The organism is Agaribacter marinus (genome assembly GCF_030160655.1).
Lineage (GTDB): Bacteria > Pseudomonadota > Gammaproteobacteria > Enterobacterales > Alteromonadaceae > Glaciecola > Glaciecola marina.
The window spans coordinates 1,884,938-1,898,999 of sequence record NZ_BSOT01000005.1 but is presented as its reverse complement, the minus strand read 5'-3'; the positions used below and the strand labels follow the sequence as shown (position 1 = coordinate 1,898,999).

Annotated in this window: 13 protein-coding genes; 5 read left to right on the top strand and 8 right to left on the bottom strand. The window is 41.9% G+C overall.

From position 1 onward, the window contains the following. Nucleotides 1–34 precede the first annotated feature (34 nt). Nucleotides 35–2,740, top strand: a complete 2,706-nt coding sequence (gene secA / locus QQK00_RS09960; protein ID WP_284217354.1) for a preprotein translocase subunit SecA — start codon at nucleotides 35–37, stop codon at nucleotides 2,738–2,740. A gap of 26 nt (nucleotides 2,741–2,766) precedes the next feature. Next, nucleotides 2,767–3,162: an 8-oxo-dGTP diphosphatase MutT gene (gene mutT / locus QQK00_RS09955; RefSeq protein WP_348521152.1), complete on the top strand. Its 396-nt coding sequence runs from the start codon at nucleotides 2,767–2,769 to the stop codon at nucleotides 3,160–3,162. Nucleotides 3,163–3,190: 28 nt separating this feature from the next. Here mutT and QQK00_RS09950 read toward each other — a convergent pair whose 3' ends face one another. The 8 genes from QQK00_RS09950 to nadC form a co-directional block, all read right to left on the bottom strand. Beyond that, nucleotides 3,191–4,090: an aspartoacylase gene (locus QQK00_RS09950; RefSeq protein WP_284217352.1), complete on the bottom strand. Its 900-nt coding sequence runs from the start codon at nucleotides 4,088–4,090 to the stop codon at nucleotides 3,191–3,193. Next, nucleotides 4,087–4,323 (bottom strand): DNA gyrase inhibitor YacG, encoded by a 237-nt coding sequence (gene yacG, locus QQK00_RS09945; RefSeq protein WP_284217351.1) that lies wholly within the window; start codon nucleotides 4,321–4,323, stop codon nucleotides 4,087–4,089. Before yacG ends, QQK00_RS09950 begins: the two co-directional genes overlap by 4 nt. A gap of 7 nt (nucleotides 4,324–4,330) precedes the next feature. After that, nucleotides 4,331–5,083 (bottom strand): cell division protein ZapD, encoded by a 753-nt coding sequence (zapD, locus tag QQK00_RS09940; protein ID WP_284217350.1) that lies wholly within the window; start codon nucleotides 5,081–5,083, stop codon nucleotides 4,331–4,333. A gap of 42 nt (nucleotides 5,084–5,125) precedes the next feature. Then, complete coding sequence (coaE, locus tag QQK00_RS09935; protein WP_284217349.1) at nucleotides 5,126–5,731, bottom strand: dephospho-CoA kinase; 606 nt, start codon at nucleotides 5,729–5,731, stop codon at nucleotides 5,126–5,128. A gap of 3 nt (nucleotides 5,732–5,734) precedes the next feature. Further along, nucleotides 5,735–6,607, bottom strand: coding sequence for a prepilin peptidase (locus tag QQK00_RS09930; protein WP_284217348.1), 873 nt, complete (start codon nucleotides 6,605–6,607; stop codon nucleotides 5,735–5,737). Nucleotides 6,608–6,735: 128 nt separating this feature from the next. After that, the gene (locus QQK00_RS09925) at nucleotides 6,736–7,944 is read right to left on the bottom strand and encodes a type II secretion system F family protein (protein ID WP_284217347.1); all 1,209 of its coding nucleotides are present in this window, start codon (nucleotides 7,942–7,944) and stop codon (nucleotides 6,736–6,738) included. An 84-nt stretch (nucleotides 7,945–8,028) separates the two neighbouring features. After that, nucleotides 8,029–8,454, bottom strand: a complete 426-nt coding sequence (locus QQK00_RS09920) for a pilin (protein WP_284217346.1) — start codon at nucleotides 8,452–8,454, stop codon at nucleotides 8,029–8,031. A 207-nt stretch (nucleotides 8,455–8,661) separates the two neighbouring features. Further along, nucleotides 8,662–9,510: a carboxylating nicotinate-nucleotide diphosphorylase gene (gene nadC / locus QQK00_RS09915; protein ID WP_284217345.1), complete on the bottom strand. Its 849-nt coding sequence runs from the start codon at nucleotides 9,508–9,510 to the stop codon at nucleotides 8,662–8,664. A gap of 79 nt (nucleotides 9,511–9,589) precedes the next feature. On the opposite strand from nadC, the gene ampE reads away from it, so the two are divergent. The 3 genes from ampE to aceE all read left to right on the top strand — a co-directional run bounded on the left by ampE (nucleotide 9,590) and on the right by aceE (nucleotide 14,051). After that, a complete protein-coding gene (gene ampE / locus QQK00_RS09910; protein WP_284217344.1) occupies nucleotides 9,590–10,471 on the top strand; it encodes a regulatory signaling modulator protein AmpE in 882 nt (293 codons plus the stop codon). A 71-nt stretch (nucleotides 10,472–10,542) separates the two neighbouring features. Next, nucleotides 10,543–11,301, top strand: coding sequence for a GntR family transcriptional regulator (locus QQK00_RS09905; protein WP_284217343.1), 759 nt, complete (start codon nucleotides 10,543–10,545; stop codon nucleotides 11,299–11,301). A gap of 77 nt (nucleotides 11,302–11,378) precedes the next feature. Continuing rightward, a complete protein-coding gene (aceE, locus tag QQK00_RS09900) occupies nucleotides 11,379–14,051 on the top strand; it encodes a pyruvate dehydrogenase (acetyl-transferring), homodimeric type (RefSeq protein WP_284217342.1) in 2,673 nt (890 codons plus the stop codon). Nucleotides 14,052–14,062 lie beyond the last annotated feature (11 nt).

Below are 14,062 nucleotides of genomic sequence, written 5' to 3'. Positions count from 1 at the left end.
TTTAATGTCAATCGAATCCGGATAACTCCTCAGCATGTTTGGAAGTATTTTTAAAAAGGTTTTTGGTACGCGAAATGATCGCTTACTTAAGAAATTACGCAAGACTGTTAATCAAATCAATGAGTTTGAAACGGTTTTTGAGAAACTTAGCGATGAAGAACTAAAAGCAAAAACCGCTGAGTTCAAGCAAAAAATGGTTGACGGTGCGTCTGTAGACTCACTTTTACCCGAAGCCTTTGCGGTAGTTCGAGAGGCCAGTAAACGCGTTTATGGTATGCGGCATTTTGATGTACAAATGCTGGGTGGTATTGTATTACATCAAGGCAAAATATCCGAAATGCGCACAGGTGAAGGTAAAACCCTTACCGCGACTTTACCTACATATGTGAATGCACTTTCAGGTAAAGGAGTTCACGTTGTTACAGTAAATGATTACTTGGCGAAACGTGACGCTGACTGGGCAAGAGACCTATTTGAATTTTTGGGCATGACCGTTGGGTGTAATATTCCCGGTATGAATCAAAATGATAAAAAGCAAGCATATGCTTGTGATATCACTTACGGTACAAACAATGAGTTTGGTTTTGATTATCTACGGGACAATATGGCGTTTAGCCCTGCTGAGAGGGTTCAACAGCCACTCCATTATGCTGTAGTAGATGAAGTAGATTCAATCTTAATTGATGAAGCACGTACACCGCTTATTATATCGGGTGCTGCCGAAGATAGTTCGGAACTGTACAAACGTATTAACGTTATTATTCCAAACCTTACCGTGCAGGAAAAAGAGGATGAAGAAGGCCAACGTGGTGATGGTCACTTTACCGTAGATGAAAAAGCAAAACAGGTTCACTTGACTGAAAATGGTCAAGAGTTTGTTGAGGAACTGTTAGCAAAAGAAGGTCTTCTTGACGAAGGTACATCCTTGTTTTCCGCAGCAAATATTCCGCTACTTCATCATGTTAATGCGGCACTTCGTGCGCACAAGCTATTTGAGAAAGATGTAGATTACATTGTCAAAGGCGACGATATCGTTATTGTTGATGAGCATACTGGTCGAACGATGGAAGGGCGTCGTTGGTCTGAAGGGCTTCACCAAGCGATAGAAGCTAAAGAAGGCGTCAAGATTAACAATGAAAACCAAACGCTTGCATCGATTACTTTCCAAAACTATTTCCGGATATACGAAAAACTTGCAGGTATGACAGGAACAGCTGATACCGAAGCATTTGAATTTAATCATATTTACGGCTTAGAAACCGTTGTTGTGCCGACTAACCGCCCGATGGTTAGAAACGACATGGCAGATAAAATTTATCTTACTGCTGAAGAAAAGTATGAAGCGATTGTTACGGATATTAAGGCCTGTGTTGAACGCGGGCAGCCCTCGTTAGTCGGTACGATCTCCATCGAAAATTCTGAATTACTCTCTTCTATCTTGAAGAAAGAGAAAATTAAACACCAAGTATTAAATGCAAAATTTCACTCACAGGAAGCTGATATTGTCGCCGAAGCAGGCCTACCTGGTGCTGTAACCATTGCAACGAATATGGCTGGGCGTGGAACAGATATTGTGTTAGGTGGCAATCTGCAATCCGAAATTGATAAGTTGAAGTCGCCGAGCGACGAAAAGCTCGAGCAGGTAAAAGCGGAATGGGAAAAACGCCATGATGCTGTACTTGCCTCTGGCGGTTTACATATTATTGGTACTGAGCGTCATGAATCACGTCGTATTGATAATCAACTTAGAGGGCGCTCGGGTCGTCAGGGAGATGCCGGATCATCGCGTTTTTATCTGTCGTTAGAAGACCCGTTGATGCGTATATTTGCATCTGAAAAAATGGGTAATATGATGAAACGCCTTGGTATGGAGCGTGGCGAGTCAATTGAACACCCATGGGTATCGAGAGCTATCGAAAATGCACAGCGCAAGGTTGAAGGCCGTAATTTCGATATGCGTAAAGCCCTACTTGAATATGATGATGTGGCAAACGACCAGCGTCGTGTCATTTATGAACAACGTAATGAATTGTTAGATGAAGGTGATGTAGCTGATACTGTCGCAAATATTCGCGTAGACGTCATTAATGGTGTGATTGATCAGTACATTCCTCCACAATCTTTAGAAGAGATGTGGGATGTAACTGGTTTAGAGGAAAGACTAAAGAGTGATTTCTCGCTAGACTTGCCGATTCAAAAGATGCTAGATGATGATGACAAACTATATGAAGAGAAAATAAGAGAGTTTGTATTAGCAGAAGCTGAGAATGCTTATAAAGCGAAAGAAGAAGCTGTTGGCGACCAAGTTGTTCGTCAGTTTGAGAAGGCAATCATGCTTCAATCATTGGATCAGCATTGGAAAGAGCATTTAGCGGCGATGGACTTCTTACGACAAGGCATTAACTTACGTTCATATGCGCAAAAGAATCCAAAACAAGAATATAAAAGAGAGTCATTTGAATTATTCTCAGAAATGCTGGACAACCTTAAAGTCGATGTGATTAGTATTCTCAGCCGCGTGCAAGTCAAGGAAGAGTCTGATGTGGAGCGCGTAGAAGCGCAGCGCAGAAGAGCTGAAGCTGAGCAAATTGCAGAGCATAAAAGCGCTACGCCAGTCGGCGCCCAAGAGCAAAGTAAAGCCAAAACGGTAAGTAGGCAGGGCCCTAAAGTAGGAAGAAATGACCCTTGTCCTTGCGGTTCGGGTAAAAAATATAAACAGTGCCACGGTAAGCTTAGTTAGGTTTAGTAGGTTTAGCTTTGAAAGTAGTGAACGTTGCCGTTGGCATTATTATTAAGCGTGACTCAATGGATGGCGATAAATATTTTGTTTGTCGCCGCGCAGCTCATCAGCACCAAGGTAACAAATGGGAGTTTCCAGGGGGTAAAGTCGATACTGGGGAAACGCCAAGGGAAGCACTAAAAAGAGAACTTAAAGAAGAAGTCGGCATTGACGTTCAAGGCGATCCAGTCCTCGAGTTTGAAATAAATCATAAATACCCAGATAAACACGTAAACTTATATATCTTCACTGTCGACGCTTTTAAAGGTGAAGCGACTGGCAATGAAGGTCAAGAAGCTAAGTGGGTCAACCTACCAACCTTGTCCAGTTTGGAGTTTCCTGAAGCGAATGCCGCGATAATTTCTCATTTGCAGTCTAATTAAGCATTTAATCTATTTGTTCATCAAACCTTTAAATATCAATCTTTTTGGCTGTCGCAAACGCAATGTCTAAGTGATGATATGCAGCCTCACCAATAAAGTGGGGATAGGTTGTATCTTCTTCCCAATGTATATCATTGCCGTCAAAGCCCAAAAAACAAGGGCTACCAGTGGCTAGTGCGTTAAAATCCTCACCATCAATGGACGGATGGATCATTGCAGACTTTAGGCCATTGCGTGTCGGATAGGGGACTTCTTTATCAAGACGGAATCCGGTAGTTTCAGGCATTGGTTCGAGTGCTTTGGTATTCCAAGTTTGAATGAATCTAAGAATGATTTCGGTGAGTTGTTTTGTTTGTAAGAAAAGCGCTGCTTTTAATGTGCCATGGGCCTGTGGACCAAGCTCTAACATTACGCCTCGTTTTCCTATGGTACAAAAGTAAGGGTGAGCCTGATAGTCAATTTGGTCTTCGACTAGGATGACGGCTTCAGGCATCGACTGTTTAATAAATCTCGCGATTTGAATGTGGAAATTGTCAGAGGACAATAGAATAACAGATGGCCCCATATTACTTGTTGTATTGTGAATATCGATAACCAAATCATATTTTGGGTCGTGCTTTGGCCCGTAAGTTGTATTTATCGATTGAGCTAATTGCTGTTCATGGTTAAGTGCATTATGCTCAGCACCGCCGTTTTTAGCTAAACGTTCAAAGGTAAATTGCCGATTGAGATCTTCGTCAACATAACGCATCCGTTTTTCAATTGCCTTTTCATTGATAAGTGCTAGGTCAACTAACGCAGATGGACAGTGTTTACGTAATTCTTCGTTATTATTCTGCCAATATTTAACGGCCTGTACACCTGACAATTCATTTCCGTGGGTACCGCCTGAGACCAGGATTTTATTAACTGTGGATATATTGCTCATGATTTAAAAAAGTCTTCTTGTTGCTCAGCAAGCATTGCTTCTATTTCTTCAATGTCTATATCTTGACTAGTTTGATCAGTGATGTCAGTTTCAGTCGCTAAACGATTTTCTTCGTTTGCCCATTGCCCTAAATCAATCAATTGACAGCGCTTAGAACAAAAAGGGCGATAAATACTGTCAGATGACCAAATGACATTTTTGCTGCACGTGGGACATTTTACTTTTGTCGTCATAAATTTATTAGCACCTAGCTATTTCGAACGATATGTCTTCAGCAATAGCGCCCGTACTGCCTTCTGTCGGGCGTAACTGCATGAACTTGATACCGTATCTGTATGTATTTCCGCTCAATACTGGGTAGTATGCATGATCGTTGCTGCATTTAACCCGAACTAGTTCTACCTTGTCTTCAACATTGCCTTGGTAGAAGCCATTTTTGCCTACTACTTGATGGAAGCGACCTCGCTCGCGTAAAAACGCCATAATGATCTTTATGCTGTCATTGACCAAGCTAAGGTGCTTTATCCATCGCTGAATATCGGTTTGTTTAGTTTCACTATTTTGCTTTATCCAACAAAATAAACTTGGAAGATCAAAACTCGTTGCGCCGCCAGGAATAGCAAAACGCTGACGGATGCTAGATAAAAATCGTTCTTCTTTTATGCTAGCCCCAAGTTTTTTAGTTAATTTTATTTGGGTCAACAAATTTTTTAGTTGCAATAAGGTTTGGTCCAATGCACCACTATCAATTTCAGGGTGTTGTGACCAATGGATAAGGTTTTTTTCTTGGCTGTCAATGTCTCTAATAAAATCAACGCGTAAATCAAGACGTTCTACAAGTTCGATTAAATCAAATAATAACTCAAAAAATTGAAGTGCTTGAAAGCTACTTTCTGGTTCGCTCGCTTCGTGGAGTTGCAAGAACAACTGCTCTAGTCGCAAGTAATTTCTCACTTTCTCGCAAAGTGGGAATTCGTATAAAGCGACCGTCATCTAATTCTCCCTAATATTCTTTTAATAATTATTATCTTTGTACTAACTACGTCGAGCAAGTTGTATATATTGCTCATGTAACTTAGCGATTTGCGAGTTGAGTTGGTGTAGCCCTTTACTATTATCAATAACATTATGCGCGGCTGCAAGTCTCGTTTGCCGATCGCATTGACTATGAATAATGCCTTCAATAATCGATTGTTGACTACCGTCTCTTATCATTGCTCGCGCTAATTGAACCTTTGGATCAACGTCGACGACTAATATGCGATCAACTAATGCGTTTAATTTATTTTCAATAAGTAATGGCACCGAGAGGATACAGTAAATAGAGCTTGCTTGTTGACATTGAAGCAACATTTCTTCTCTAATTATTGGATGCATGAGTTCATTTAGCCACTGTTTTGACTCATTGTGGGCAAAGATAGTGTTTCGAAGCCATTCTCTGTTTAATTGGCCATTGTCTAAAATAGCCTGATTCCCAAAATGGTCTTGAATGGCCTTTAAGGTTGGAGTGCCAACTGCTACTACTTGCCTCGCGATAATGTCAGCATCAATGATGTTAACGCCAAGTGCGCCAAAGTGGTCGCTTACAGTGGTTTTACCGCTAGCGATACCGCCTGTTAGGCCGACAATAAATTCGCTCATTCATTACAACAACATATCCAAATACGATGTAGCAATGATATCGCCAAATAAGACAGTAAGATAGCCTGCCGCCGCAAGATAAGGGCCAAACGGGATAGCTAAATTGCCATCCTTATTCTGTTTTAACATAAGCGTGATGCCAACGATAGCGCCGACCACAGAAGATAGTAATATGATGATAGGTAGATGTTGCCACCCAACCCATACACCCAGTGCAGCGAGTAATTTGAAATCGCCATATCCCATGCCTTCTTTTCCGGTGATGAGCTTAAATCCCCAATAAACCGTAAATAGGCTCAAGTAACCAAATATACCTCCTAACACCGCGTCTTTTAGCGCTTCAGGCAAAAACAACGCGTGTATCAGTAGGCCAAGCCATAAAAGTGATAACGTAAGTGTATCGGGCAGCAACATTTCATCTAAATCAATAAAGGTCATCGCGACCAATAACCACACCCCGACAACAAAGGCTAAGCCAATCGGTGTATAGCCTAGCTGCCACGCGGCGATGGCGGATAAAATTGCCGTAAGCAATTCGATTGCCGGATACCTCGCTGATATTGAGGTGTCGCATTGACTGCACTTTGCCTTTAAAAATAACCAACTAATGACAGGAATGTTCTCCCATGCTCGAATTTTATGTCCGCATTTGGGGCAAGTTGAATCTGGTTTTACTAAGTTGAATGTATCGCGTTTTGGCAGGGGCTTATCGGGATGTTGATGGTAAAAAAGTTCATCTTCCCAGTCTCTTTTCATCATTACGGGGAGTCGATAAATAACAACGTTCAAAAAGCTACCGACCAACAAACTGACGACAAATGTGATTGATATAAATGCCGTACTTGATGTTGCCATCAAATCGAAAATGTCTGTCATGACTGGCTTGTTCCTAAGAGATAATCTTGTGTTTAAACCTAAAAAGGCTTAGCAGATTGCCAAGCCTAATAGAAAAATTGACATAAGCCAAATATGGTATTGAATTATTTGTCCAGAATTCGTGTTAATTAAACAATCGCGCCCATCTGGAAGATAGGTAAGTACATGGCGATGATCAATCCACCAATAACAACGCCAAGCACGGCCATAATGAGCGGTTCTAGTAGACTGGTTAGGCCATCTACCATATCGTCAACCTCAGCTTCATAAATGGTCGCGATTTTAGCTAGCATGTCGTCAACGGCACCTGACTCCTCACCAATGGCTATCATTTGCGTTACCATATCAGGAAAAACGCCAGTGGCTCGCATCGCCGTGTTCATTTGTGTGCCGCCTGCGACTTCTTTTCGAATAAATAAAATTGCGTCTCTAAATACAGCATTGCCTGAGGCTCCGGCGGCAGAGTCAAGCGCACCAATGAGAGGTACACCTGCGGCAAATGTTGTGGACAATGTTCTTGCAAACCTCGCAATCGATGCTTTTTTCAAAATCTCACCAATCACCGGTATTCTTAGAATATTTTTGTCAACCGTGTCGCGAAGTTTTTGTGATTTCCGGTGCGCGCGAACAAATGCAATACCGGCGCCGATCATGCCAGCAAGAATAAACACGCCATAGTTTTGCACAAAATTGGACAGTGCCAATACCATTTGTGTAAACGCAGGCAGTTCCGCGCCAAATCCTGCGAAAATCTCTTCAAATTGTGGTACAACAAAGACGAGCAAGATGGTTGTAACAATAAAAGCAACTACCAAAACGGCAATGGGATAAAACATTGCTTTTTTGATTTTTGATTTTAGTGCTTCAGCTTTTTCTTTATAGAGCGCAATTCTGTCATATATGGTTTCTAAGGCGCCTGATTGTTCACCTGTTTCAACTAAATCGCAATATAAGTCATCAAAATACAGTGGATGTTTGCGAAGTGCACTTGATAAGGGGTTACCTGCTTTTACTTCTTCAGTGATTTCTGCCATTAGTTTGCGAACACTGCCATTTGCATGGCCTTGGCCAATCATTTCTAAGCTTTGAATTAACGTTACGCCAGCACCCAGCATTGTCGCAATTTGCCGAGACACAACGCAGATATCCGCTGCTTTAATCTTTTCTTTTTTAGTAAATAGTGGTTTTGCTTGTTTGCGTACTTTAGTTGCTGAAATACCTTTTCGGCGAAGGAGGCTTTTCGCTTCAGTTAGGTTGCTGGCAGAGATTTCTCCACTTCTGCTTGCGCCTTTTCGATCTGCGCCGCTGTATGTATATATCTCTAGAGCTTTTGCCATCTTTTCGTACCTCAGAACAAACAACTATTTAAAGAGTAAAGCCCAGACTAGCTGGGCTTTAAAATAAGTATTTAAACTAATGTATTAGCAGAACTCTGTTGGGTCACATACAGTAAGCCAAGTTACTTGGCCATTATTAAAGTCAGGTGTCATCGTAATCGTGGCATTGGCAGTCCCAGCGGCGTTTTCTAAGTTAGAGTCGTTAGATGCAGTGGCCGTTATAATGCCGTTTGCTGCAGTCGCTACACCAGGAAGTGGATCTGTCACTGGGATGTCAGAAGGCACGCCATTGTTGTCAGCCTCGCAGTTTGCTACGCCATTATTTACTTGCGCACAAACTTCAACAGCAGATTTTGCAGATGCCGTTGCGTTTACAACTTCTGTCATTCTCGCTTTGTTTGTATATGTTTGATAAGCCGGTAAAGCAATCGCGGCTAGAATACCGATGATCGCAACAACGATCATCAATTCGATTAGGGTAAAACCTTTTTGTTGGTTAACGTTAGACATGATAGATTCCTCTTTGCGCTGATACGCGTTCACAGTTACAAGTTAAATGAATTGGGAGAGACGTAATGTGTGTGTTGTCTCTCTCAACTTGGTAAGCAGTATAGATCTGACGACCTCACTGTGAAGTATGTAGGGGCATACCTAAGTGTTGGTTTTGACACCGAGAATAGCTAAAGTGTTGGATTTTATTTTTTTAACTTATTGAAATTATTTAATAAGTAAAGACAGGTCTAATGCATGGACATGTTTGGTCAATGCGCCAGAAGACACAAAATCTACGCCTAAATTTGCTAATTCTTGAAGTCTAGCGTCAGTTATATTGCCAGAGACTTCAAGTTTACAGGCTTGTTTGTTGAGCTCTACTGCCGCTAGGATCTGTTTTGTGTTGAAATTATCGAGCATAACAATGTCTGCTTTCGCATCAATCGCTTGTTGAAGCTCATTTAAGTTTTCAACCTCTACTTCAATCGGCTTATCTGCCTGCATTGAGCGCGCTTTATTTATTGCTGCCTTTATACTACCGCAAGCACTGATGTGGTTTTCTTTTATGAGGAAGGCGTCGAACAAGCCAATTCTATGGTTTTGTCCACCGCCACATTTTACCGCGTATTTTTGCGCTAAGCGCAAATTAGGGAGAGTTTTTCGTGTATCAAGCAAACGAGTTTTACTGCTACCTAATAGTTTTACGTATTGGTAGGTTGTTGTTGCTGTGCCACTGAGTGTCTGTAAAAAATTTAACGCAGTGCGTTCCCCCGTTAATATTGCTTGTCCATTGCCTTTAATACTTACCAATGTTTGGTTCTCTTTTACCAGATCGCCATCCTTCACTTGCCAATTAAGCTGTATAGTTGGGTCTAGTTGAATAAAGGCTTCACTTGCCCAATCAATGCCACAAACAATACCTTGTTCACGGGCAATAATTACCGCAGTCACAATGGCGTTGTCATCAACTAGTTGTGCAGTAATATCATTTTCAAGGGCTACAGACCCACCAAGGTCTTCAGAGAGCGCGCTTGTTACGTCTGCTTTTATATTTATTTTGTAATCTACGTTCATTATTATTTTGTGAAAAACCGATTGCACCTTTATGGCTGGCAATTATACTCACTTTATAAAAATTCTTAAGAGCAAGCGCGTGACTTTATTTGCATTACTTATTGTGATGGCCCTCGAGCGAGTGACATCTAAGTCAAAGACATTCCATATTGGCACATTAACCCAGCAATATTTTGACTGGGCGGGCAATAAGGGTTTTACTACTAGCGACGAAAAAAGCGACGAAAAAAGCGACGAAAAAAATGATAATCAACAGACAAGCGACAAACCATCATACGTTTCTAGTCTGTTACTAGCGGGTATCCCTGCACTTTTATTTGTGCTGTTATTCGCTTGGCTTCCTCTAGTTTTTGAGTTTGTTGTCAGCCTTTTTGTTCTCTGGATTTGTTTAGGCTGCCCTATTACTCGAAATACTTATAAACAATATCTTGCTGCAGCCAATAGAGAAGATTTTCAGGCCTGTGTTTTACACAGTATGAATTTTGGTAACCAAGGTGGAGAATTGAGCAATGTCGGTAAACAGTTAGTATTGGTTAATTACCGTCAGTATGCATCTGTTATGTTGTTTTTTGTTTTGCTCGGCGTGCCGGGTTTAGTTTTTTACTCAATAATCAAGGAATTGAGCCTTCAGTGTAAGCAGAAAAATAACCGAGTGCTCGATGAAACACCGGCAGATAAGATACTATTTGCGTTAGATTGGATACCAGTACGAATGACAACATTGGGTTTTCTCATTGTTGGTCATTTCTCAAATGCCCTAACCGCATGGATGCATGTCGTCACGGAGCCTAAAATAAATACCTATGACGCATTGGCCAAAGTCTCAAAAGCGGCGGAAGACGTATCAAATTGCGATAGTCACTTAAGTGAGCCGCTTCAATTAGTAAAGTTAGTAAAACGCAATATTGTCTTTGTACTAATGGCGGTTGCAGTAGCCACTATGGTCGGATTAGTACGATAAAAGCTTTACCTTAATTTCAATATCGCCTAAACTGCTTGGTTAATTGGTATTACCATTGACAACAGGATAGGATGTCAAGCCTAATTAAGCAGCCGAAATTGTCCGATGTAATCACGGAACGTTTAGAATCAATGATTCTAGACGGTACTTTTGTTGCTGGCGAAAAACTCCTGCCTGAGCGACTACTAGCTGAGAAGTTTCAAGTATCAAGACCCTCTTTACGTGAGGCTATTCAAAACCTTACCGCTAAGGGGCTCATAGAGCGAAAACAAGGCGGCGGCACATTTGTTTCTATTAGTTTAAGTAGCCGCATGACTGACCCTCTCTTAGCCCTCGTTGCATCACGCCCAGAAACACAATTTGACCTTTTAGAATTTCGCCACTCTTTAGAGGGGATGGCAGCATTTTATGCGGCCTTGCGAGGTCAGCCGAATGATTATAAAGCCTTGCAAGTGGCTTTAGATGCATTGCCTACTTATGGCGCTGATATTAGTGCGGATGAGGAAGCGCAAGCCTTAGGAGACTTTTATCTTGCAATGGCAAAAGCGGCGCACAATATGGTGTTACTGCATGTAATGCGTGCGATGCAAGAAATGCTAGTGGACAACATAAAACGCAATCTCGCGATGCTTCGTAGTGAAACTAACGTAGAATCTCAGATAGCAGAGCAACGAAAAGGCATCGTGTTAGCTATTGTTAGTGGTGACCCTGTTAAAGCAAGAAATGCTAGTCATCAACACTTAGCGTTTGTCGAAAAAACACTGTTAGATATTAATAAACGAGACGCCAATGTGCAGCGTTCGTTAAGACGAATAATTACTACCGAATAAGCCGAAAGGTGACTTTTTAACAAACCCGGCAAGTGATGCTTGCCGGGTTTATTTGAACAAAAGAATAGGAAATAACTATGGCTGAAATGAAACAACCGGATGTGGATCCAATTGAAACACAGGAATGGTTAGATGCATTAGAAGCAGTTTTAGAAGAAGAGGGCGTTGATCGCGCACATTATCTTTTAGAGTCGATGATAGAAAAGGCACGTCGTAGCGGCGCGCACTTGCCATATGACGCCACAACTGCATATATCAATACCATCCCTGTTGGTCAAGAGCCCACCATGCCCGGCGACCAGACCATAGAGAAAAAAATTCGCAACGCTATTCGTTGGAATGCATTGATGATGGTGCTACGTGGTTCTAAGAAAGATTTAGAATTAGGTGGTCATATTTCAAGTTTTGCTTCGTCAGCGATGCTTTACGATGTGGGTTTTAACCACTTTTTTAAAGCACCAACCGAAGACAATGGCGGCGACTATCTCTTTGTTCAAGGCCATGTATCTCCGGGGATTTATTCTCGTGCGTATATCGAAGGCCGTTTAAGCGAAGATCAACTTGATATGTTTAGACAAGAAGTCGATGGCAAAGGCCTTTCTTCTTATCCTCACCCTAAACTAATGCCTGATTTTTGGCAGTTCCCTACCGTATCAATGGGCCTTGGGCCAATGCAGGCAATTTACCTTGCCCGCTTCTTGAAGTACCTCACCAATCGCGGCCTAAAAGACTGCTCAGATCAACGTGTATGGTGTTTTATGGGCGATGGCGAAGTCGATGAGCCGGAAAGTTTAGGTGCAATCGGTCTTGCGTCTCGCGAGAAGTTAGACAACCTAACATTTGTAATCAATTGTAACTTGCAACGCCTAGATGGACCTGTGCGCGGTAACGGTAAAATTATCCAAGAATTAGAAGGGACCTTCCGTGGCGCAGGCTGGGAAGTTATCAAAGTTATTTGGGGACGTTACTGGGATTCATTATTAGCAAAAGACAGTTCAGGTAAATTACTTGATGTCATGACCGAGACAGTTGACGGTGAATACCAAAACTTTAAGGCCAAAGGTGGAGCATTCACGCGAGAAAACTTCTTTGGTAAATACCCTGAACTTAAAGAAATGGTTGCAAATATGTCTGACGAAGACATTTGGCGTTTAAACCGTGGGGGTCATGATCCAGTTAAAGTATATGCAGCCTATAAAAAAGCCTCTGAAACGCAAGGCCGTCCGCAGGTTATCTTAGCTAAAACGGTTAAAGGTTACGGTCTAGGTGATGCCGGTGAAGGTAAAAACATTGCACATAACGTGAAGAAAATGGAAGCTGAATCGGTTAAGCAGTACCGTGATCGTTTCAACATTCCATTGTCTGACGAAGAAGCAGAAAACTTGAGCTACTACAAGTTTGAAGAAGACAGTCCTGAACTTAAGTATCTACGTGAAAAGCGTGAAGCACTTAAAGGCTATATGCCTAAACGTCTTCCGCAAAGTAGTGAAACCTTACCTGCGCCAGATTTAAAGGCCTTCGAAGCTATTACTAAAGGCTCTGGTGAACGTGAAATTTCAACAACAATGGCGTTTGTTCGCGTACTTACCGTTATGCTAAAAGATAAGCAAATGGGTAAACGCGTAGTACCGATTATTCCGGATGAAGCGCGTACCTTTGGTATGGAAGGTTTGTTCCGTCAAGTGGGTATTTACTCAAATGAAGGACAAAAATATATTCCTCAAGACAAAGACCAAGTGGCTTATTACCGCGAAGACAAAAAAGGTCAGGTACTTCAAGAAGGCATCAACGAACTAGGTGCAATGTCATCGTTTGTTGCGGCAGGTACATCATACTCCTTAAATGATTTGCCGATGTTACCTGTATACATTTATTACTCTATGTTTGGTTTCCAACGTGTGGGTGATATGGCTTGGGCTGCGGGTGATTCACAATGTCGTGGTTTCTTAGTAGGTGGTACGGCTGGCCGTACAACACTAAACGGTGAAGGCTTACAACACCAAGATGGTCATTCACATGTACAAGCCGGTCTTATTCCAAACTGTGTCAGCTATGATCCAACCTATGGTTATGAAGTGGCGGTTATTGTACAAGACGGTATTCGCCGTATGTTGACTAACCAAGAAAACATCTTTTATTACCTTACGGTAATGAACGAAAACTATGCACAACCTGCAATGCCCGAAGGCAGTGAAGAAGGTATCTTAAAAGGTATTTACTTGTTGGATACAGTAGGTGACGCTAAATCTAAGAAACAAGTTAAGCTACTTGGTTCTGGCACAATTTTAGTACAGGTCCGTGAAGCCGCTACATTGCTTGCTGAAAACTATGGTGTTACGTCGCAAGTATATAGCGTACCGTCTTTCAATGAATTGGGACGAGACGGTTTAGATTGTGACCGTTACAATATGCGTAATCCAAGCGCTGAACAAAAGACTCCATACATTACTGAATTGTTAGCTAAAGGCTTTGACGCACCAACCGTTGCGGCGACTGACTATATTAAGTCATACGCTGAGCAAGTGCGTAACTATGTACCCGGAGAGTATCGCGTATTAGGTACTGACGGCTTTGGTCGTTCAGATAGCCGTGAAAACTTGCGTAGCCATTTTGAAGTGGATGCTAATAACGTTGCTTACGCTGCACTCTATGAGCTATTTAAAGCAGGTGATGTTGATGCCAAAACGCTTGAAAAAGCGCGCGCAGACCTAGCCATTGATGGCGATAAACTTAACCCACTATACGCATAGAGAGACGAAAA

Excerpts from the sequence above, each read along its gene's own strand:
- QQK00_RS09950 (WP_284217352.1), bottom strand. The coding sequence starts at position 4,090 with ATGAGCAATATATCCACAGTTAATAAAATCCTGGTCTCAGGCGGTACC.
- zapD (WP_284217350.1), bottom strand. The coding sequence starts at position 5,083 with ATGACGGTCGCTTTATACGAATTCCCACTTTGCGAGAAAGTGAGAAAT.
- nadC (WP_284217345.1), bottom strand. The coding sequence starts at position 9,510 with ATGAACGTAGATTACAAAATAAATATAAAAGCAGACGTAACAAGCGCG.
- QQK00_RS09930 (WP_284217348.1), bottom strand. The coding sequence starts at position 6,607 with ATGACAGACATTTTCGATTTGATGGCAACATCAAGTACGGCATTTATA.
- aceE (WP_284217342.1), top strand. The coding sequence starts at position 11,379 with ATGGCTGAAATGAAACAACCGGATGTGGATCCAATTGAAACACAGGAA.
- QQK00_RS09920 (WP_284217346.1), bottom strand. The coding sequence starts at position 8,454 with ATGTCTAACGTTAACCAACAAAAAGGTTTTACCCTAATCGAATTGATG.
- QQK00_RS09905 (WP_284217343.1), top strand. The coding sequence starts at position 10,543 with ATGTCAAGCCTAATTAAGCAGCCGAAATTGTCCGATGTAATCACGGAA.
- secA (WP_284217354.1), top strand. The coding sequence starts at position 35 with ATGTTTGGAAGTATTTTTAAAAAGGTTTTTGGTACGCGAAATGATCGC.
- coaE (WP_284217349.1), bottom strand. The coding sequence starts at position 5,731 with ATGAGCGAATTTATTGTCGGCCTAACAGGCGGTATCGCTAGCGGTAAA.
- QQK00_RS09925 (WP_284217347.1), bottom strand. The coding sequence starts at position 7,944 with ATGGCAAAAGCTCTAGAGATATATACATACAGCGGCGCAGATCGAAAA.
- yacG (WP_284217351.1), bottom strand. The coding sequence starts at position 4,323 with ATGACGACAAAAGTAAAATGTCCCACGTGCAGCAAAAATGTCATTTGG.